Source organism: Streptomyces sp. NPDC029041 (assembly GCF_040637515.1).
Lineage (GTDB): Bacteria > Actinomycetota > Actinomycetes > Streptomycetales > Streptomycetaceae > Streptomyces.
This window is the reverse complement of sequence record NZ_JBEZWO010000003.1, coordinates 447,524-468,215: the sequence shown is the minus strand read 5'-3', so window position 1 is coordinate 468,215 and position 20,692 is coordinate 447,524. Positions and strand designations below refer to the sequence as shown.

The window sequence follows — 20,692 nt, the reverse complement described above, 5'->3', positions numbered from 1 at the left end:
CCGGCCGCTCGTTCTTCGGCCCTTCGGTGGGGCCCTGTCCTGCCGAGCCCCATCTTCGCACTTGTCGGCACACAAGGAGACGCCGGGCTGCGGTGTGAGACGCCCCACGTTCAGATGAGCCACGCGGTGAAGCGCCCGAAGGGGCGCGGGGAACTGCGCGAACAGCCCCCACGCCCCCCGCACTCGCCACACGACGGACGAGACCGAGCTCTCAGGCGCGGGTCAGCCCAGATCCCCCGCAGCCGTCAGCTCGGCCAGCCGCACCAGCGTCCGCACGGCCGTCCCCGTGCCGCCCTTCGGCGTGTACCCGAACGGGCCGCCCTCGTTGAAGGCCGGCCCGGCGATGTCCAGGTGCGCCCAGGTGATGCCCTCGCCCACGAACTCGCGCAGGAACAGACCGGCGACCAGGCCGCCGCCCATCCGCTCACCCATGTTCGCGATGTCGGCCGTGGGTGAGTCCATGCCCTTGCGCAGGTGCTCCGGCAGCGGCATCGGCCACGCCGGTTCCCCGACCTCCTCGGCGGCCTCGCACAGCGCGGCGCGGAACGCGTCGTCGTTGCCCATGATCCCGAACGTCCGGTTGCCCAGCGCCAGCACCATCGCCCCGGTCAGCGTCGCCACGTCCACGATCGCGTCCGGCTTCTCCTGGGAGGCGGCCCACAGCGCGTCGGCGAGCACCAGCCGGCCCTCGGCGTCGGTGTTGAGCACCTCCACCGTCTTGCCGCTGTACATGCGCAGCACGTCACCCGGACGGGTCGCGGACCCGGAGGGCATGTTCTCCGCCAGGGCGAGCCAGCCGGTGACGTTGACCTCCAGGCCGAGCCGCGCGGCGGCGACGACCGCGGCGAACACCGAGGCCGCACCGGCCATGTCGCACTTCATCGTCTCGTTGTGACCGGCGGGCTTGAGCGAGATGCCGCCCGAGTCGTAGGTGATGCCCTTGCCGACGAAGGCGAGGTGCTTCTTCGCCTTGGAGGAGGTGTACGACAGCTTGACCAGGCGCGGGGTGGCCGCGGAACCGGAGCCGACGCCGAGGATGCCGCCGTAGCCGCCCTTGACCAGAGCCTTCTCGTCGAGCACCTGCACCTTGATGCCGTGCTCCTTGGCCGCGGCCTGGGCGATCGCGGCGAACGACTCCGGGTTCAGGTCGTTCGGCGGGGTGTTGACCAGATCGCGGGAGCGGTTGAGCTCCTCGGACACGGCGACGGCGCGCTCGACCGCGGCCTTGTACGCCTTGTCGCGGGGCTTGCCGCCGAGCAGGGTGACCTCGGCGAGGGGAGCCTTGCCGTTCTTCGCCTTGGGGTCCTTGCCGTTGTCCTTGTAGGCGTCGAAGGAGTACGCGCCGAGCAGCGCGCCCTCCCCGATCGCGCCCGCGGCGGCGGCGTCGCCGAGCGGCAGCGCGAAGGCGGCCTTCTTGGACCCGGCCAGGGCGCGGGCGGCGACGCCGGCGGCCTTGCGCAGGGCCTCGGTGCCGTAGTCGGCGTCCTTCTCCGGGACCGCGCCCAGACCGACCGCCAGGACGAGCGGTGCCTTGAAGCCGGACGGTGCCGGCACCTTCGTCACGTCGCCCTCGCCGCCGGAGGCGCCGAGCGTCTCCAGAACGCCGGCGAGCCTGCCGTCGTACGCCTTGTCCACGGCCTCGGCGCCCGGTGCGACGACCGGCCCCTTGGCACCCTTGGCGACACCGATCACGATCGCGTCGGCCCGCAGACCGGACGCCGCGGCGGTGCTGAGAGTGAGAGCAGTCACGGTGGTGAAATCTCGCTTCCGATGTGAAGTTGCTGGGGTCGAACGGTGTGGGTCGACCGGGCCCGACAGCCGACCCTATGCCGACCTTCCAGGGCGGGTGTCACGGGGCCTTCCCCGGTGCGGCGAACACTCGACGTCGAGACTACGCGCGTGGCCTCGTCCGCTCATGGCTGCGGGCGTTCACCTGTCGGTGGCGTAGTGGCCATTTCCTGCTCCCTCACACCGGTGAACCAGGTCACACGGCCCGGGCGGCGCCGGCCGTTCCCGCGTCGGCTCGCGCGGGCTGAGACAGGGCTCGCTGCTCGGGAAGTACGAACCGGGGGTGTGGTGACCGCGGCCCGGCGCGCCGCCCCGACCCTTGCGTGGGGGGTCCGGCGTGACCCTCAGTCCCACCAGGGCCTTGCCGACGGCGCGCCCGGCCAGGGACAGGCACGCCCCCGGGGGAGGTCGTTTCAGCCCAGGGACAGCACGACCAGCGCCGTGGTCGCCGCCGTCTCCGCCAGGCCGCCGAAGACGTCCCCCGTGACTCCGCCGAACCGGCGCGTGCAGTGACGCAGCAGCGCCTCGGCGGCGGCCAGGGCGAGGACGACCGCGAACACCGTACGGATCACGCCGTACGGTCCGAAGAGAGCACCGGAGGCCGCCGCGGCCACGGTGAACACCACCGCCGCGGTCACCGCCCCCCGCACGGGCACCACACCCGCGACCGCCGCGCCCAGCCCCTCCGGCCGAGCCGCCGGAACCCCCGTCCGGGCCGCCAGGGTCAGGGCCAGCCGGGCGAGTGCCGCGGAGACCACGGCGGCGCACGCGCCCCGGGCCCAGGAGGCGTCGTAGGCGTGGGCGAGCGCGGTGACCTGCGCGAGCAGGACGAGGACGAGGGTGATGACCCCGAACGGTCCGATGTCGGACTGTTTCATGATCCGCAGCGCGTCCGCGGCGGGCTTCCCGCTGCCCAGCCCGTCGGCGGTGTCCGCGAGCCCGTCGAGATGCAGGCCCCGGGTGAGGACGGCCGGCACCGAGGCACTCGCCACGGCGGCGAGCGGGGCGCCCGCACCCAGGAACAGCAGCGCCAGCCCGAGCCCGGCGGCGGCGGCACCGACCGCCAGCCCCACGAGCGGAGCGCACAGCATGCCGCCGCGTGCCGCCTCCCGGTCCCACCGGGTCACCCGGACGGGGATCACCGTGAGGGTGCCGAAGGCGAAGCGGAGGCCGTCGAGGGGCGAGGTCGTGGGCATCGGCGCAGGCTACCGGCCGGTCAGGGGAGCGCGAACGGCAGGCGAGGATAAAGTTCCTCTATGGGATGGATGGAGCGGAACATCATCGAACCCGGCAAGCTGCCACTGCTTCTCGCTCTCGTCGCCTTCGTGCTGACCTTCCTGATCACCCGGCTCATCACCCGGCTCATCCGGGCGGGCAAAGGCCCCTTCGGCAACGTCAGCAGCGGTGGCGTCCACGTCCACCACGTGGTCCCCGGGGTCATCCTGACGATCGTCGGCGGCTTCGGCGCGGTGGCCGGCGGTCAGCACGGCTTCGGGTCCTGCCTGGCCGCGGTGTTCTTCGGCATCGGCGCGGGCCTCGTCCTCGACGAATTCGCCCTGGTCCTGCACCTCGCCGACGTCTACTGGACCCCCGACGGCCGCAAGAGCGTCGAGATGGTCGTCCTCACCGCCTCGCTCGTCGGCCTCCTCCTGATCGGTTTCTCGCCGCTGGGCGTCAACGACCTCAGCGACGACCAGCAGCAGAACCGCGCCGTCGTCCTCGGGAACATCCTCGTGAACTTCGCGTTCGCCCTCATCGCCCTCTTCAAGGGCAAGGTCCGCCTAGCGGTCGTGGGCGTGGTCATCCCCTTCATCGCCCTGGTCGCGGCCGTGCGGCTGGCGCGGCCCACCTCCCCGTGGGCCAAACGCTTCTACCGCAACCGGCCCCGCGCCCGGGCCAGATCCGCCCTGCGCTCCTACCACCACGACCGCCGCTGGGCGACCCCCATGCGCGCTGTTCAGGACTGGATCGGCGGCGCCCCCGACCCCGAGCCGGCCCGGTCCCTCGAACGCCGGTGACGCGGCTCGCAGGCCGCGCACAGCACCAGTACCGCCCCGATCGCCGCCAGGTGCTCCTTGCCCGCGAGGTTCTCCTTCAGCGCCACCTCGACCACCATCGCCACGATCACCAGCGAGGTGGTGACGTACGCGCGGTGGCGCCACCCCAGGAAGACGGCCAGGCCCACCACCGCCGCCGACGGCCCGCTGTCCACGACCCGGGCGTCCGAGGCGGGCAGGCCGACCGGCGCGCCGGGGCCCAGCCAGATGGCCAGGCGCGCGTAGAGCGTGCCCGCGAGCGTCGCGACGTAGGCGAGGGCCAGTGTCCGCCACCGGCCCAGGCACAGCTCGGCGATGCCGAACACCAGCAGGATCTGCGCGAGCGCGCCCCACACCGGCAGATCGAGCGCGGGCACGAACAGCGAGAGCGGCGTGCGCAGCAGCGCGAGCCACAACGGGTCCTCGGCCCGCACGCCACCGGCGTCCCGCACCAGGCGGTAGCCCCATGCCTGGTGGTGCACGACGTGCAGCACGGCCGTGAGGCACACGGCCGTGACCGCCATCGGCGCGGCCCGCCACCGCCGCTCGGCGAGCGGCCCGCGCATCGCGGTGTACAGCGCACCCCATTCGGCGCGGGCCCAGCGGGCGAGCGTGGTCATCCGGCGGTCGTCCTCGTCCGTGCACGGCGTGGCCTGAGGGTGTCCGCGACTCGGTCGAACCGACACCACGTTCCAAGACCGACCGGAACGGGACGAAGTTGAGCCAGGCGTGCGTGACCTGGATCTCGGGACCGCTTACTGCTCGGCGGGCGCCTCCGAGGTGCCCGGCACGCCCGGCTCCTCGGACGCCTCCGGCTCCCCGGATCCCTCCGGTGCCTCGGACTCCTTCGGTTTCTCGGGCAGTTCCGCCGCCAGCGCGGCGGCGGCCTGCACGAGCGGCAGCGCCAGCAGGCCGCCCGCGCCCTCCCCGACGGTCACGCCATGGGTGAGCAGCGGCTCCAGCGCCATCCGGTCCAGCGCCTTCGCCTGCCCGGGCTCACCGCTGTCGTGCGCGGCCAGCCACCAGTCCGGCGCCCGGAACGCGATGCGCTGCCCGACCAGCGCGCACGCGGCCGCCACGACCCCGTCGAGCACCACCGGGAGCTTGCGCACCGCGCTCTGCAGCAGGAAACCGGTCATCGCGGCGACGTCGGCCCCGCCGACCGCCGCCAGCAGCTGCAACTGGTCCCCGAGCACCGGACGGGCCCGGCGCAGCGCGTCGCGGATCGCCGCGCACTTGCGCATCCACGCCAGGTCGTCGATCGCCTGCCCGCCGCGTCCGGTCACGACCGACGCGTCGACCCCGCACAGCGCCGCGACCAGCACGCCCGCCACCGTGGTCCCGCCGACGCTCACATCACCGAGCACCACCAGGTCCGTGCCCGAGTCGGCCTCCTCGTCGGCCACCGCGACCCCGGCCAGGAAAGCCGCCTCGGCCTCCTCGGGGGTCAGCGCGTCCTCGACGTCGATCCGTCCGCTGCCGCGCCGCACCCGGTGCCGTACGACGTCCGCCGGCAGACCCTCGGGGTCGCAGTCCAGGGCCATGTCGACGATCCGCACCGGCACACCCAGCCGCCGTGCCAGCACCGACACGGGCCGGCCGCCCTCCAGCACCTCGCGCACCAACTCCCCGGCGCTGCCCGCGGGCCGGGCCGAGACGCCCAGCCCGGCGACGCCGTGGTCACCGGCGAAGAGCACCACCCGCGGCCGTTCGACCGGCCGGACCGGCACGGCGGACTGCGCCGCCGCCAGCCACTCGCCCAGTTCGTCGAGTCGGCCCAGCGACCCGGGCGGCACGATCTGTCGCTCCCGGCGCGCCTCGGCGTCACGGCGGATCCCGCCGTCCGGACGCTCGATCAGATCGGTGAAGTCGTCGAGATTAAGCGAGCTCATTCGCCGAACAGTACCGGCCCGGATCGAACGGCACGGCGCCACATCACCACTCCGTCACGGCGACGTCGTTGCACCCGGGATCGGCATCCCATACGTTCCGTTTTGCAGCGGATTGTCGCATGTGGTCGTGCGCGGTTGTTCACGGCCGTGCGACGTCCCCGCCGTACGTCCCCGCCGTACGCCGTCGCGCCCGGGAGCCGCCCATGCCCGCACACCCCGTCTCGTCCGCACCCGCCCTCTCCCCGTCGACCGCACGCGTGCACGAACCGCGCCGGGAGGACTGCCCCTGGTGCGGCTCCGCCCGGCTGCGGAACCGGCTGCGCACCGGTGACCTGCGGCAGTACAAGCCGGGCAGCTTCACCGTCGACGCGTGCCGGGACTGCGGCCACACCTTCCAGAACCCCCGCCTCACCGCGGAGGGCCTCGCCCTCTACCACCGGACCGCGCGCGGGGCGCCGCGGGACCCGGCGAGCGACGGACTCCTCGCCCTGCGCTCCAGCCCCCGCCGCCACCGCTCCGCGGCCCGCGCGATGCTGTGCTGCGGCGAGCCGGAGAGCTGGCTGGACGTCGGGACGGGTCACGCCCGCTTCCCCGCCACGGCCCGTCAGTTCTTTCCCTACACCGCTTTCGACGGCCTCGACCCCACCCCGCGCGTGGTCCGCGCCCGCACGGCCGACCGCGTCGAGGAGGCCCACGTCGGCCGGCTGACGGACCCCAGGATCGCCGTGCCGCTGCGCGCCCGCTACGACGTGGTCAGCATGCTCCACCACCTGGAGGGCACACCGGATCCGCGAGCGGAACTGAGGGCCGCCCTCTCCGTGCTGCGCCCGGGCGGCCACCTGCTCATCGAGACCCTGAGCCCCCGCAGCGTCTTCGCCGCCCTGCTGGGCCGCTGGTGGCTCCCCTACGACCAGCCGCGCCACCTCCACCTGCTGCCCCCGCCGAACATCCGCGCGGAGCTGGAGTCGGCAGGCTGCACGATCCTGACGCTCGACCACCGCCCGGTCCACGTCCCCCACGACCTCGCGGGCGCCACGTCACTGGCCCTCTCCCACGCGCTGCCCACCCCGGACACCCCCTGGCGGGCCGTCCCGCCGCCCCCCGTGCAGCGCCACGCCCGCACGGCCCTGCTCCGCGCCGGTGTCCCCCTGGTGGCCGTGGCGGCACTGGCGGACCATTTCATCGCCCCGGTGGCCCGCCGCACGCGCTTCGCGAACACCTACCGGGTGATCGCCCGCACCGCTCCCCGGGCCGGAGCCGAGCCCGAGCCCGAGGGAAAGGGAGCCGCGGGGTGAACGACCGGCCGCTCCTCGGGGAGCCCGTCAGCCCCGCAGCACCATCGCCTGCCCCGCCACGACCAGCAGCACATGCTCGCACTCGTCCGCGAACCGCGCGTTGAGCCGCCCGAGTTCATCCCGGTAGCGCCGCCCCGACGCCGTCGACGGCACGATCCCCGACCCCACCTCGTTCGACACGGCGACCACCGTCCGGCGGGTGACCCGTACCGCCTCCGTGAGCTCCCGCACCCGTTCCCGCAGCACCTTCTCCCCGCGCTCCGCCCACACCGCGTCGTCCCACGCCCCGGCGGAGTCCATCGCGTCGGTCAGCCACAAAGACAAACAGTCGATCAGCAAGGGCGGCCCCTCGGCCTCCAGCAACGGCACCAGATCGCAGGTCTCGACCGTCCGCCACGACCCCGGCCGCCGGTCCCGGTGAGCCGCCACCCGCGAGGCCCACTCCGTGTCCCCGTTGCGCGACCCGCCCGTCGCCACGTACAGCACGTCGGGAAAGGCCTCGAGTCTGCGCTCGGCCTCCACCGACTTGCCCGAGCGCGCCCCGCCCAGCACCAGCGTCCGCCGCGGCACGTCCGGCACGTCCTCGTACGCACCCACCACCAGCGTCACCCCGTCCGGCACGGCCCGAGCCCCGGCCGCCGCGAGCCGCCGCCCGAGCTCGGGGCCGGGCGGCAGGTCGTGGTCCAGGTGAACGGCGACCACGTCGGTCGTCGGGCGGACCGCCCCCACCGCGCGCAGCCTGGCCAGCGCGTCCGGCCGCCCCACGACGTCCGCGAGGACCATGTCGTACGACTCGGCCGGCTCCTCCAGGCCCGCCGGCGCCCCGCCCGGCGGCAGATACAGCAGCCGCTGCCCCTCCGGCCCGGTCACCGCGTACCCCGTGCCCGGCGCGTCCAGCGCCACCGCCCGCACCCGGTGCCCCGTCAGCAGCGTCAACTCCCGCCAGTCCGGCACCCGTCCGGGCTGCGGCAGCCCCGCGGGCACCTCGACCGCCGGCCCGTCGTGCGGATGCGACAGCAGAACCTGCCGTACACCGGTCAGCGAACGCCCCGCCCGCGCCGCCGCGAACGCCGCGCCCGGCGTCAGATCGAGCAGCAGCGCCCCGTCCACGAGCAGCGAGGTGGCCGCCCGCACGTCGGGACCGAGAGCGGCCGCACAGGCCGCGCAGGGACAGTCGGGGCGGGGGAGACCCGCGGGGGCGCCGGTGCCGAGCAGAGTGAGTTCCACGCAACGATTCTCACCCGTGGCCATGAGTCACGCGTGATGGAGACGCCCCCAGGGGGGCGTGGGGAACCGCGCAACGCCCACGACCCGCACCCGACCGGTGACCCGCACCCCCGCAAGGCCTATAACACCCCACCCGGCGGGAACGCTTAGGCTCGGGACGGGAGCCGGACCAAGATCCGGCTTTCGCTGTGCAGTGTGCTCACACACATGGGAGGCGTACATGGCGGCATGGACGTGGCGGTTCGAGAAGACCGACGGGACGGAGGTCCAGCCCGCGGTGCCGCCGGAGGAGTTCCCCACCCAGGGGGACGCCGAGTCCTGGATCGGAGAGCACTGGAAGGCCCTGCAGGAGGGCGGTGCCGATCAGGTGCGGCTGTTCGAGGACGCCACGGAGATCTACGGGCCGATGAGCCTGCACGCGGCCGAGGCGTGAGCCCGGTGGGCGGGGGCCTGCGGCCCCCGCCCACCCCCTCGTCGTGTCAGCCGCGCACGCCGCACAGGTGCAGCAGCGCGGCCACCCCGCGGTACGGATCCGTCCGCCCGGCCTTCTCCTCCACGGCGAGCAGCGTCTCCATGCCGGCCGGCACCTCCGCGCCGTCCGCCGCCGTGTCGGTGAACACCCGTACCCCGTACCAGGCGTGCAGCGGCGCCCCGATCCCCGCGAGCGTCGACGTCAGGTCCTTCAGCCGGTCGGCCCGCACGTCGAGCCCCAGCCGATTGCGGTAGGAGACGGTGTCGAAGGCCGTCAGCGCCCCGGACCAGTCACCGGACAGGCCCGGCCGGATCGCGAGCGCGTCCCCGTTGCGCACCAGCAGGGACAGCAGCCCGCCGGGCGCGAGCATCCGGGCGAGCCCCGCCAGCAGCGGGTCGGGCTCCTCGACGTACATCAGGACGCCGTGGCACAGCACCACGTCGAAACTGCCCGGCAGGAAGTGCACGCCGGTGTCCCGGCCGTCGCCCTCGATGATCCGCATCCGCTCCCGGATGCCCTCCGGTTCCCCGGCGAGGGACTCCCGGGCCACGGCGACCATCGTCGCGTCCTGCTCCAGACCGGTCACCTGGTGCCCGGCCCGGGCCAGCCGCAGCGCCTGCGTGCCCTGGCCCATCCCCACGTCGAGCACCCGCAGGCGCTTGCCGACCGGGAACCGGCCGACTATCTGTTCGTCCAGCTGGCGGGCCACCAGCTCCTGCCGGACGACATCGCGCAGCCCGCCCAGCTTGTCCAGCCAGGCATCCGCCGCACCCCCGGAGAACGGCGTCGTGGTCAGGGCCGCTCTCCACGCTTGACCTGCGGCTTCGGCAGCCGGAGCCGGCGCATCTGGAGGGAGCGCATCAGGGCGTAGGCGACGGCGCCGCGCTTGTTCTCGCCCGCGAAGCGCTCGTTCAGCTGCTTCTTCAGACGGAACGACGTCACGAACGAGTCGAGCACGATCAGCACGATCACCACGAGCCACAGCAGCAGCGCGATGTTCTGTAGCGCCGGTACTCGCACCATGCTCAGCACGAGGATGACCACGGCCATCGGCAGGAAGAACTCCGCGATGTTGAACCGGGAGTCCACGAAGTCGCGCGCGAACCGGCGGACCGGCCCCTTGTCACGCGCGGGCAGGTACCGCTCGTCGCCGCTCGCGAGCGCCTGCCGCTGCCGCTCCATCGCGGCACGGCGCTCCTCGCGCTGTCGCTTGGCGGCCTCCTTGCGCGTCATCGACGTGTTGGCCACGCTGCGGCGCTGGCTCTGGGCCTGGCTGCGCTTCGGCGTGGGGCGGCCCTTGGGGGCCTGCGGGTCGCGGGGCTGCTTGGAGAAGTTCACCGGCGCCTTGTCGGCGTCCTGGGCCTTCTCATCCTTCGCACGGCTACGGAACACAAAACCCAAGGGTAAGGGCTTCCGGGCATGGACCCCAGCCCGGTGGGGAACGATCCGGCAACACCAGTCGTCAGTAAGGGGACAGAGGGGACGTTGCGTACGCCTCCGGACGTTCCCGGGGGCGTACGCCTCCGGCGGACCCCGGGGGCCCACCTACTCCCTACGCCGGAGCGGGAGCGCACGCAGTCGTCCTTGGGGATGAGCGCATGCGTCCCCGAACAGTGCGGTAATGGATGCAGGGCCCGTACTGTGGGTTCTGTCGCAGGAGCAGCTGCCGGAGTCGGTCAGAAGGGGGCGCGCGAAGCCCATGAGCGGTGTCATGAAGCGTATGGGGATGATCTTCCGCGCGAAGGCGAACAAGGCCCTTGACCGGGCCGAGGACCCGCGCGAGACCCTCGATTACTCGTACCAGAAGCAGCTGGAGCTGCTGCAGAAGGTCCGCCGCGGCGTCGCCGACGTGGCGACCTCCCGCAAGCGCCTGGAGCTGCAGCTGAACCAGCTGCAGTCGCAGTCCGGCAAGCTGGAGGACCAGGGCCGCAAGGCGCTGGCGCTGGGCCGTGAGGACCTGGCACGCGAGGCGCTCTCCCGCCGCGCCGCGCTCCAGCAGCAGGTGACCGACCTGGAGACCCAGCACGCCACGCTCCAGGGCGAGGAGGAGAAGCTCACCCTGGCGGCCCAGCGGCTGCAGGCCAAGGTCGACGCCTTCCGCACGAAGAAGGAGACCATCAAGGCCACGTACACGGCGGCGCAGGCCCAGACCCGGATCGGCGAGGCCTTCTCCGGCATCTCCGAGGAGATGGGCGACGTCGGCCTGGCGATCCAGCGCGCCGAGGACAAGACGGCCCAGCTCCAGGCCCGCGCGGGCGCCATCGACGAGCTGCTCGCCTCCGGTGCCCTGGACGACCCCTCCGGCATGCACAAGGACGACATCCAGGCCGAGCTGGACCGGCTCTCCGGTGGTACGGATGTAGAGCTGGAGCTGCAGCGCATGAAGGCCGAGCTGGCCGGAGGCTCCGGCAGCGGGCAGCAGGCCCTCGAAGGTGGCACGGGTCAGCAGCAGTCCCAGCCGCAGCCGCAGGACACCCCGCGGTTCGACAAGCAGTAGGGGTCCACGCCTAGGAGGGCGACATGATCGTACGGATCATGGGGGAGGGCCAGGTGAGTCTGGCCGACGGCCACCTCGCCGAGCTGAACAAGCTGGACGACGAACTCCTGGCGGAGATGGAGAACGGCGACGGCCCCGGCTTCCGCCGCACCCTCCAGGCCCTCCTGGCCAGGGTCCGCGACCTCGGCGACCCCCTCCCGGACGACTCCCTGGAGCCGTCGGAACTGATCCTGCCGTCTCCCGACGCGACGTTGGAGGAAGTCCGGGAGCTGCTGAGCGACGACGGCTTGATCCCGGGCTGATATGCCATGACCGCGGGCAGTCGTGCCCCCAGTGCTTCAGGGGCCTGGGAGGTACCCCCAGGGGCGGCACGGGTGGGCGCGGGCACTACCCCGCTCCGCCGGGTTGCGGACCCACTCGCCCTCAGCCCGACGCCGAGCACCTCACGCAGCCACAGCGACCCCAGCTACCGTAAACACCCGTGAGCACCCTCGCGCGGGCCAAACACCAGGCCAAGGCGCACCCCCTGGCCCTGGACGCCGTCCTCGCCCTCGCCGTCCTGGTCTGCATGGTCGCCGGCTCGTTCGTCGAACCCCGCCACCGTGACAGCGTCAGCTGGGCCCTGCGCACCCCCGACCCCCTCAGCCTCGTCCTCATGGCCCTCGGCGCCGCCGCCCTGGTCTTCCGCCGTCGCGCCCCCATGACGGTCCTCGCCCTCACCGGCACCCTCTCCGTCATCGAGTCCCTCACCGGCGACCCCCGCACCCCCGTCGCGATGTCCGCCGTCGTCGCGCTGTACACCGTCGCCTCCACCACCGACCGACCCACCACCTGGCGCGTCGGCCTGCTCACCATGACCGTGCTGACCGGCGCCGCCATGTCGGCCGGCTCCCTGCCCTGGTACGCCCAGGAGAACCTCGCGATCTTCGCCTGGACCGGCATCGGCGCCACCGCGGGCGACGCCGTCCGCAGCCGCCGCGCCTTCGTCCAGGCCATCCGGGAGCGCGCCGAACGGGCCGAGCGCACCCGCGAGGAGGAGGCCCGCCGCCGCGTCGCCGAGGAACGCCTGCGCATCGCCCGGGACCTGCACGACGTCGTCGCCCACCACATCGCCCTGGTCAACGTGCAGGCCGGGGTCGCCGCCCACGTCATGGACAAGCGCCCCGACCAGGCCAAGGAAGCCCTCGGGCACGTCCGCGAGGCCAGCCGCTCCGCCCTCAACGAACTCCGCGCCACCGTCGGCCTGCTCCGGCACTCCGACGACCCCGAGGCCCCCACCGAACCCGCCCCGGGCCTGGACCGCCTCGACGAACTCACCGGCAGCTTCCGCAACGCCGGCCTGCACATCGAGGTCGCCCGCGCCGACCAGGGCACCACCCTGCCCGCGGCCGTCGACCTGGCCGCCTACCGGATCATCCAGGAGGCCCTCACCAACGTGCAGAAGCACGCCGGGCCCCAGGCCAAGGCGGAGGTCAGCGTCGTCCGCGTCGGACCGCACATCGAGATCACCGTGCTCGACGACGGCGGCGGCGAGCCCGGGCCCCGGGACAGCGGCGGCGGCCACGGACTGCTCGGCATGCGCGAACGCGTCACCGCCCTGCGCGGCACCCTCACCACCGGTCCCCGCTACGGCGGCGGGTTTCGCGTCCATGCCATCCTGCCGGTGAAGAACCGCACACCGACCGGGGAGGGCCCCGCATGACCATCCGTGTCCTGCTCGCCGACGACCAGGCGCTGCTGCGCAGCGCCTTTCGTGTGCTCGTCGACTCCGAGCCCGACATGGAGGTGGTCGCAGAGGCCTCCGACGGCGCGGAAGCGGTCCGGCTGGCGAAGGAGCAGCAGGCCGACGTCGTGCTCATGGACATCCGCATGCCCGGCACCGACGGTTTCGCCGCCACCCGCATGATCAGCGCCGACCCCGACCTCGCCGACGTCCGGGTGGTCATCCTGACGACCTTCGAGGTCGACGACTACGTCGTGCAGTCGCTGCGGGCCGGCGCCTCCGGCTTCCTCGGCAAGGGCGCCGAACCCGAGGAGCTGCTGAACGCCATCCGCATCGCCGCCGGCGGGCAGGCCCTGCTCTCCCCGGCGGCCACCACGGGTCTGATCGCCCGGTTCCTCGCCACCGAGGACCCGGCCGACGACGACCGCGACCCGGGCCGCGGCGAACGGCTCGACTCGCTCACCGTCCGCGAACGCGAGGTGCTCGTCCTGGTCGCCGGCGGGCACTCCAACGACGAGATCGCCGAGCGCCTCGAAGTCAGCCCGCTGACCGTGAAGACGCACGTCAACCGGGCCATGGCCAAGCTGGGTGCCCGGGACCGCGCCCAGCTCGTCGTCACCGCGTACGAGTCCGGCCTGGTCCGTCCAAGGGTGGAGTGAGCCCGGCCCGGCCGTACTGCGGCCGGAGTAGGCGCCGCATAAGGATGGGGACCTGAGGCCGACAAAACCCGGCTTCCCCATGGCTCAGGGTGTAGGGGCGGGCGCTCGTCTGCGCGCCCGCTGCCGCTTCTGCCGCTAAACAGAAGAGAGACCCTCACCCATGTCCTGGCTGTCGAGATTCAGCCTCGCGCAACGGGCCCTGATAGGGCTGATGTCGATCATCGCGCTCGTCTTCGGGGCGATCGCGATACCCCAGCTGAAGCAGCAGCTGCTGCCCACCATCGAACTGCCCGTGGTGTCGGTGCTGGCGCCGTACCAGGGCGCGTCCCCGGACGTGGTCGAGAAGCAGGTCGTCGAACCCATCGAGGACGCCCTCGAAGCGGTCGACGGCATCAGCGGCGTCACCTCCACCGCCGGCGAGGGCAACGCCGTGATCATGGCGTCCTTCGACTACGGCGACGGCACCGAGCAGCTGGTCGCCGACGTTCAGCAGGCCGTCAACCGGGCCCGCGTCCACCTCCCGGACGACGTCGACCCGCAGGTGGTCGCCGGTTCCACGGACGACATCCCGACCGTCGTCCTCGCCGTCACCTCCGGCCGCGACCAGCAGGCCCTGGCCGACCAGCTCGACAAGACCGTGGTGCCGGACCTGAAGAGCATCGACGGCGTCGGCCAGGTCACCGTCGACGGTGTGCGGGACCTCCAGGTCACCGTCACGCCCGACGACGCCAAGCTGGCGAAGGCCGGTCTGACCGCGCAGTCGCTCTCCCAGGCGCTCCAGGCGGGCGGCGCGACCGTCCCGGCCGGCTCCTTCGACGAGGACGGCGCCAACCGCACCGTGCAGGTCGGCGGCGGCTTCACCTCGATCGAGCAGATCAAGGACCTGATGGTCACGGGCGAGCCCGGCAAGGGCAAGCCGGTGCGGCTCGGCGACGTCGCCACCGTGAAGCAGCAGGAGGCCACGGCCGACTCCATCACCCGCACCGACGGCAAGCCCAGCCTCTCGGTCGCCGTGACGATGGACCGCGACGGCAGCGCGGTCGCCATCTCCGACGCCGTCCGGGACAAGCTTCCGGACCTGCGCAAGGACCTCGGCTCCGGCGCGAGCCTCACGGTCGTCAGCGACCAGGGCCCGGCCGTGTCCAAGTCCATCAAGGGCCTGACCACCGAGGGCGCCCTCGGTCTGCTCTTCGCCGTCCTGGTGATCCTGGTCTTCCTGGCCTCGATCCGCTCGACCCTCGTGACCGCGGTGTCCATCCCGCTGTCCGTGGTCCTCGCCCTGATCGTGCTGTGGACGCGCGACCTGTCGCTGAACGTCCTCACGCTGGGCGCCCTGACCATCGCCATCGGCCGGGTCGTCGACGACTCGATCGTGGTGCTGGAGAACATCAAACGCCACCTCGGCTACGGCGAGGAGCGTCACTCGGCGATCCTGAACGCGGTCCGCGAGGTCGCCGGCGCGGTGACGTCCTCGACGCTCACCACGGTCGCGGTGTTCCTGCCGATCGGCCTGGTCGGCGGCATGGTGGGCGAGCTGTTCGGCTCGTTCAGCCTCACCGTCACGGCCGCGCTGCTGGCGTCCCTCCTCGTCTCCCTGACGGTGGTGCCGGTCCTGTCGTACTGGTTCCTGCGTCCCCCGAAGGGCACCCCCGAGGACGCGGCCGAGGCCCGCCGGATCGCCGAGGAGAAGGAGGCCAGGAGCCGCCTCCAGCGCCTCTACGTCCCCGTCCTGCGCTTCGCGACCCGCCGCCGCCTCACCAGCGTGGCCCTCGCGATCGTCGTCCTGGTCGGCACGTTCGGCATGGCGCCGCTGCTGAAGACGAACTTCTTCGACCAGGGCGAGCAGGAAGTCCTCACCGTCAAGCAGGAGCTGAAACCCGGCACCAGCCTCTCCGCGACGGACGCCCAGGCCAGGAAGGTCGAGCGGCTGCTCGCCGGCACCAAGGGCGTGAAGGACTACCAGGTCACGGTCGGCTCGTCCGGCTTCATGGCGGCCTTCGGCGGCGGCACGGACACCAACCAGGCCTCGTATCAGGTCATGCTCGACGACTCGGCGTCCAACGAGGACGTCCAGAACCGCATCGAGAAAGGCCTGGCCGGACTGAAGGGCATCGGCACGACCACCGTCGCCGCCGGTGACGGATTCGCCAGCCAGGACCTCAGCGTGGTCGTGAAGGCCGCCGACGCCGGCGTCCTGCGCACCGCGTCCGAGGAGGTCCGCAAGACGGTCGCCTCCCTCGACGACGTCACCGACGTCAGCAGCGACCTCGCGACCAGCGTGCCGCGCATCTCGGTCAAGGCCGACGACAAGGCGGCCGCGGCCGGGTTCAACGACCAGACCCTCGGAGCCGCCGTCGCCCAGGCCGTCCGCGGCACCACCGCGGCCAAGGCCGTCCTCGACGACACCGAGCGCGACGTCGTCATCCGCTCGGCCAAGCCCGCGAAAACCCTGAAGCAGCTTCAGGACCTGCGCCTCGGCGGCACGATGAGGCTCGGCGACATCGCCACGGTGAAGCAGGTCGACGGGCCGGTCTCCATGACCCGCATCGACGGTCAGCGCGCGGCCACCATCACCGCGAAGCCGACCGGTGACAACACCGGCGCGGTCAGCGCCGAGCTCCAGTCGAAGATCGACGCGCTGAAGCTCCCGGACGGCGCCACGGCGTCGATCGGCGGGGTCTCCCAGGACCAGGACGAGGCCTTCGCCAACCTGGGCCTGGCGATGCTGGCGGCCATCGCGATCGTCTTCATGCTGCTGGTCGGCACCTTCAAGTCCCTGATCCAGCCGCTGATCCTGCTCGTCTCCATCCCGTTCGCCGCCACCGGCGCGATCGGCCTGCTGATCGCCACCGGCACCCCGATGGGCGTCCCGGCGATGATCGGCATGCTGATGCTGATCGGCATCGTGGTGACGAACGCGATCGTGCTGATCGACCTGATCAACCAGTACCGCAAGCAGGGTCACGGCGTCGTCGAGGCCGTGATCGAGGGCGGCCGGCACCGGCTGCGCCCGATCCTCATGACCGCCCTGGCGACGATCTTCGCCCTGCTGCCCATGGCCTTCGGCATCACCGGCGAGGGCGGCTTCATCGCCCAGCCGCTGGCCGTGGTCGTGATCGGCGGTCTGGTGACGTCGACGCTGCTGACGCTGCTGCTGGTCCCGACGCTGTACGCGATGGTCGAGCTCCGCAAGGAGCGCCGGGCGAAGAAGCGCGCGGCGAAGAAGGGCCTGCCGGCCCAGCGGACGGACGCGACGGAACCGGAGCACGCGCGCGCGTGACGGCGTGACCCGGCGGCGGCCGGGCACCGGACACGGGAGGTCCGGTGCCCGGCCGCCGCCTTGTCCCCTTACGTATCCTGTGGCCTCGAACGGCTTTACGGGGGAAGGTGATTCGGGCGTGCCGCTGCACAGCGAGGACCCGAAGTCGGTCGGCGGCTACCGGCTGCTCGACCGGCTCGGGGCCGGGGGCATGGGCGTCGTCTACCGGGCCAGAGCGCGTTCGGGCCGCGACGTGGCCATCAAGGTCGTCCACGCCCAGTACGCCGCGGACCCCGTCTTCCGGGCCCGGTTCCGGCAGGAGATCGCGGCGGTCCGCAAGGTCAGCGGCGCCTTCACGGCCCCGGTCCTGGACGCGGACCCCGACGCGGCGCGGCCCTGGATGGCCACCCAGTACGTGCCCGGGCCCTCGCTCGCCCGTCGGATCCGCGACCGGGGCGCCCTGCCGGAGGGCGAACTGCGCGGGCTGGCCCTGGGCCTGGTGGAGGCCCTCCACGACATCCACCGGGCAGGGGTGGTGCACCGGGACCTGAAGCCGGCCAACGTCCTGCTGGCCGCAGACGGCCCGCGCGTCATCGACTTCGGCATCTCCCGCGCGGCCGGGGACCACCAGACGCTCACCGAGACCGGCCAGATGATCGGCACACCGCCCTTCATGTCCCCCGAACAGCTCGTCGACGCCCGCGCGGTCGGCCCTGCCTCGGACGTCTTCTCCCTCGGGTCCCTGCTGGTGTACGCCGTCACCGGACGCGGCCCCTTCGACGCGGACAGCCCTTATCTGACGGCGTACCGGGTGGTGCACGACGAACCCGTGCTCGAACGGGTGGAACCACGGCTGCGCGCCCTGCTGGAACGCTGCCTGGCCAAGGACGCCCCGGACCGGCCCGGTCTCGACGAGCTGGCCCGGGAGCTGGCGGCCGTCCTGCCCGAGCCGGGGGACGGCGACCCGGCCACCATGTCCCTGCGCGCGGACCGGCTCGCGGCGGTCGAGCCCGCCCACCCCGCAACCGTGGCGGACCCCGCCCGCCCCCGCCGTATCCGCCCGCTGCTCGCGGCGACGGGCACGGTCGGCGCCGCCGTCCTCGGCCTGACGGCCTATCTGACGCTCGGCCCCGGGTGGGCGCAGAGCGCGGACCGGGAAGGGGCGTCACCGTCCGCGAACTCCCGGTGGGCGGCGCCCCCGGCCGGCTGGCAGCCCTGGCAGACGACCGTGTACGAGACGGCCGCACGCGGTGTGCGCAGGACGCAGCAGCCGCAGCCCGGAGGGCTGCGGGGCGGTCCGGTGTGCCGGACGGACGAGGGGGCCGTCTACTGCGCGGGCGACGGCATCCTGCCCGTCCGCCTGGACGGGAGGACGGGCGAGACGGTCTGGCGCGCCGGCCCCGTGGCGGCCGTCACCGGCGACGACCTCTCCAGGTTCGAGATCCTGACCGTCCGGGACGACGCCGTCCTGGTGCAGCAGGAGCCCCCGGGCGAGGGGGCGACCCGGGTCCTCGCGTTCGACACCCGGACCGGCGAACGGCTGTGGGACCGCGCGGTGAACGACGCGTGGGCGGAGGTGGCCCTGTCGGGTGACGTCGTCGTGCTCCCGGAGGGCGACGGCACCTCGGTGACGGCCCGCACGATCCGCACCGGCGTTTCGCGCTGGACGGAACGTCTGCCCGCGAAGCACGCCTGCGGGATCGAAGAAGTGGCCGGGAAGCTGTGGCTGGAGTGCAGCCCGGAGGCGAGACCGGAAGAGGCTCTCGTCATGGAGCTGCACCCGGCCGACGGCCCGGCGCGCCGGCTGAGCGTGCCCCACCAGGCCGACGGGCTGCTCGGCACCTTCGACGGCCGGCTCCTGTTCCTGGACCTGACCCAGGACGAGGACGGGAACATCCTCGTGGGCCAGGACCCGCCCTATGCGGCCATCCGGCTCGTGGACCCCGCCACCGGTGCCCAGAGCACGACAAAGCTGGCCGAGGAGTACGAGGGAAAGGTGACGCTGGCGGACGGCACCCTGTGGTTCGCCACCGCCAGTGGACGCGTCACCGCCGTGTCGGCCCGCACGGGCAAGCCCCTGTGGCAGACCCCGACCAGCCTGGAACAGCCGGGTGAGGCGACGTACGACCCGCGGACCCGGGCCGTGTACCTCGCCAGCGCCAGCGGCCGCGTCGGAGCGCTCGACACGAAGAAGGGCACGCTGCTCTGGGAGACGCAGCCCAGGGCCCAGAGCAACGCCACCGACTGGGGCGCCACCCCGGTACGGCTCCTCGAAGGCGCCCTCGTGGCGACCACCCCGGGCGGCAGCATCTTCACCCTGGACCCCGCCCACCCCGAGCGGAAACCGCGCTCGGGGTGACGACGGAAGGGGCGTGGGTTACGGCAGCGCCAGCATCCGCTCCAGGGCCAGCTTCGCGAACGCCTCCGTCTCCTTGTCCACCTCGATGCGGTTGACGAGGTTGCCCTCGGCCAGGGATTCCAGGGCCCAGACCAGGTGGGGGAGGTCGATGCGGTTCATGGTCGAGCAGAAGCAGACCGTCTTGTCCAGGAAGACGATCTCCTTGCCCTCGGGAGCGAAACGGTTCGCCAGACGGCGGACCAGGTTCAGTTCCGTGCCGATGGCCCACTTGGAACCGGCCGGCGCGGCCTCCAGGGCCTTGATGATGTACTCCGTCGAGCCGACGTAGTCCGCCGCGGCCACGACCTCGTGCTTGCACTCGGGGTGCACCAGGACGTTCACCCCCGGGATCCGCTCGCGCACGTCGTTCACCGAGTCCAGGCTGAAGCGGCCGTGCACCGAGCAGTGGCCGCGCCACAGGATCATCTTCGCCGCGCGCAGCTCGTCGGCGGTCAGTCCGCCGTTCGGCTTGTGCGGGTTGTAGACGACGCAGTCGTCCAGGGACATGCCCATGTCCCGCACGGCGGTGTTGCGGCCGAGGTGCTGGTCCGGCAGGAAGAGCACCTTTGTTGCCGAGGGCTCCCCCTGCTCGAAGGCCCAGTCCAGGGCCCGCTTGGCGTTGGAGGAGGTGCAGATCGTGCCGCCGTGCTTGCCGGTGAAGGCCTTGATGTCGGCCGAGGAGTTCATGTACGAGACGGGCACGACCTGCTCGGCTATCCCGGCCTCGGTCAGCACGTCCCAGCACTCGGCGACCTGCTCGGCCGTCGCCATGTCGGCCATCGAGCAGCCGGCGGCCAGGTCGGGCAGAACGACCTTCTGGTCGTCGGACGTCAGGATGTCCGCCGACTCCGCCATGAAGTGCACGCCGCAGAACACGATGTACTCGGCCTCCGGGCGGGCGGCCGCGTCCCGGGCGAGCTTGAACGAGTCACCCGTCACGTCGGCGAACTGGATGACCTCGTCACGCTGGTAGTGGTGGCCGAGCACGAAGACCTTGTCCCCGAGCTTCTCCTTCGCCTTGCGGGCGCGCTCCACCAGGTCCGGGTCGGACGGCGAGGGCAGGTCGCCGGGACACTCCACACCGCGCTCGCTCTTCGGGTCGGCCTCACGGCCGAGGAGCAGCAGGGCGAGGGGCGTCGGCTGGACGTCGAGCTCCTGGGTCTGGGCGGTGGTCACCACACGCACCCTTTCTGTTTCTGCGACTTTTCGTCGATTTGACGCTATCTATCATAACCGCTTCACGTCACTTTGACGATGGCCATAGCGTCTGTGTGACGTGAATCCCGGCGAGCCGCCGTTCATTCCCGGGAACACCCGGAAAGAGCCGTTTTCCGGTTCCCGGCGCGTGTGCGAGCATGAAAAGGAGCCGGGATCGAGAGCCCGGCGCGGAATGAATCCGCGGCCCCGCCGGTTGCAACCGTCGGCAAGCAGTCTCCGTACAACCCG

Annotated in this window: 17 protein-coding genes; 9 read left to right on the top strand and 8 right to left on the bottom strand. The window is 72.6% G+C overall.

Going from position 1 to position 20,692, the window contains the following annotated elements:
- Positions 1-222: 222 nt before the first annotated feature.
- The gene (locus tag AB0F04_RS09375; protein WP_362039462.1) at positions 223-1,749 is read right to left on the bottom strand and encodes a leucyl aminopeptidase; all 1,527 of its coding nucleotides are present in this window, start codon (positions 1,747-1,749) and stop codon (positions 223-225) included.
- 452 nt (positions 1,750-2,201) lie between these two features.
- Positions 2,202-2,984: an adenosylcobinamide-GDP ribazoletransferase gene (locus AB0F04_RS09370; protein WP_362039460.1), complete on the bottom strand. Its 783-nt coding sequence runs from the start codon at positions 2,982-2,984 to the stop codon at positions 2,202-2,204.
- Between the two features lie 60 nt (positions 2,985-3,044).
- Here AB0F04_RS09370 and AB0F04_RS09365 point away from each other — a divergent pair, with 60 nt between their 5' ends.
- On the top strand, positions 3,045-3,806 hold the full coding sequence (locus AB0F04_RS09365; protein WP_362039458.1) for a hypothetical protein: 762 nt from the start codon (positions 3,045-3,047) through the stop codon (positions 3,804-3,806).
- On the opposite strand, the gene AB0F04_RS09360 is transcribed toward AB0F04_RS09365, so the two are convergent.
- Complete coding sequence (locus AB0F04_RS09360; RefSeq protein ID WP_362039456.1) at positions 3,746-4,444, bottom strand: hypothetical protein; 699 nt, start codon at positions 4,442-4,444, stop codon at positions 3,746-3,748. The two genes, AB0F04_RS09365 and AB0F04_RS09360, sit on opposite strands and share 61 nt — an antisense overlap.
- 135 nt (positions 4,445-4,579) lie before the next feature.
- Positions 4,580-5,716, bottom strand: a complete 1,137-nt coding sequence (gene cobT / locus AB0F04_RS09355; protein WP_362039454.1) for a nicotinate-nucleotide--dimethylbenzimidazole phosphoribosyltransferase — start codon at positions 5,714-5,716, stop codon at positions 4,580-4,582.
- Positions 5,717-5,919: 203 nt separating this feature from the next.
- On the opposite strand from cobT, the gene AB0F04_RS09350 reads away from it, so the two are divergent.
- Entirely contained in the window at positions 5,920-7,011 is a 1,092-nt protein-coding gene (locus AB0F04_RS09350) for a class I SAM-dependent methyltransferase (RefSeq protein ID WP_362039452.1), read from the top strand.
- Positions 7,012-7,038: 27 nt separating this feature from the next.
- Here the strand turns inward: AB0F04_RS09350 and AB0F04_RS09345 are convergent, their stop codons facing one another.
- Positions 7,039-8,238 (bottom strand): bifunctional adenosylcobinamide kinase/adenosylcobinamide-phosphate guanylyltransferase, encoded by a 1,200-nt coding sequence (locus tag AB0F04_RS09345; RefSeq protein WP_362039450.1) that lies wholly within the window; start codon positions 8,236-8,238, stop codon positions 7,039-7,041.
- Between the two features lie 220 nt (positions 8,239-8,458).
- Between AB0F04_RS09345 and AB0F04_RS09340 the strand changes: the two genes are divergently transcribed.
- Positions 8,459-8,671: a hypothetical protein gene (locus AB0F04_RS09340; protein WP_062926420.1), complete on the top strand. Its 213-nt coding sequence runs from the start codon at positions 8,459-8,461 to the stop codon at positions 8,669-8,671.
- A 46-nt stretch (positions 8,672-8,717) separates the two neighbouring features.
- On the opposite strand, the gene AB0F04_RS09335 is transcribed toward AB0F04_RS09340, so the two are convergent.
- Together AB0F04_RS09335 and AB0F04_RS09330 are read right to left on the bottom strand one after the other, a co-directional pair.
- Positions 8,718-9,419 carry a methyltransferase domain-containing protein gene (locus AB0F04_RS09335; protein ID WP_362039448.1) on the bottom strand — a complete coding sequence of 234 codons (702 nt, stop codon included), beginning with the start codon at positions 9,417-9,419 and terminating at the stop codon, positions 8,718-8,720.
- Between the two features lie 83 nt (positions 9,420-9,502).
- The gene (locus AB0F04_RS09330) at positions 9,503-10,102 is read right to left on the bottom strand and encodes a DUF3043 domain-containing protein (protein ID WP_362039446.1); all 600 of its coding nucleotides are present in this window, start codon (positions 10,100-10,102) and stop codon (positions 9,503-9,505) included.
- Between the two features lie 319 nt (positions 10,103-10,421).
- On the opposite strand from AB0F04_RS09330, the gene AB0F04_RS09325 reads away from it, so the two are divergent.
- The 6 genes from AB0F04_RS09325 (at position 10,422) to AB0F04_RS09300 (ending at position 19,207) form a co-directional block, all read left to right on the top strand.
- Positions 10,422-11,207: a PspA/IM30 family protein gene (locus tag AB0F04_RS09325; protein ID WP_362039444.1), complete on the top strand. Its 786-nt coding sequence runs from the start codon at positions 10,422-10,424 to the stop codon at positions 11,205-11,207.
- A gap of 23 nt (positions 11,208-11,230) precedes the next feature.
- Positions 11,231-11,509, top strand: coding sequence for a hypothetical protein (locus AB0F04_RS09320; RefSeq protein WP_175432129.1), 279 nt, complete (start codon positions 11,231-11,233; stop codon positions 11,507-11,509).
- 179 nt (positions 11,510-11,688) lie between these two features.
- Positions 11,689-12,909, top strand: a complete 1,221-nt coding sequence (locus AB0F04_RS09315) for a sensor histidine kinase (protein WP_362039442.1) — start codon at positions 11,689-11,691, stop codon at positions 12,907-12,909.
- The gene (locus AB0F04_RS09310) at positions 12,906-13,589 is read left to right on the top strand and encodes a response regulator transcription factor (protein WP_362039440.1); all 684 of its coding nucleotides are present in this window, start codon (positions 12,906-12,908) and stop codon (positions 13,587-13,589) included. The genes AB0F04_RS09315 and AB0F04_RS09310 overlap by 4 nt, the downstream gene beginning before the upstream one ends.
- Before the next feature lie 160 nt (positions 13,590-13,749).
- The gene (locus AB0F04_RS09305) at positions 13,750-16,869 is read left to right on the top strand and encodes an efflux RND transporter permease subunit (protein WP_362039438.1); all 3,120 of its coding nucleotides are present in this window, start codon (positions 13,750-13,752) and stop codon (positions 16,867-16,869) included.
- A 118-nt stretch (positions 16,870-16,987) separates the two neighbouring features.
- Positions 16,988-19,207: a protein kinase gene (locus AB0F04_RS09300; protein ID WP_362039437.1), complete on the top strand. Its 2,220-nt coding sequence runs from the start codon at positions 16,988-16,990 to the stop codon at positions 19,205-19,207.
- An 18-nt stretch (positions 19,208-19,225) separates the two neighbouring features.
- Here the strand turns inward: AB0F04_RS09300 and nadA are convergent, their stop codons facing one another.
- A complete protein-coding gene (gene nadA, locus AB0F04_RS09295) occupies positions 19,226-20,422 on the bottom strand; it encodes a quinolinate synthase NadA (RefSeq protein WP_362039435.1) in 1,197 nt (398 codons plus the stop codon).
- Positions 20,423-20,692 lie beyond the last annotated feature (270 nt).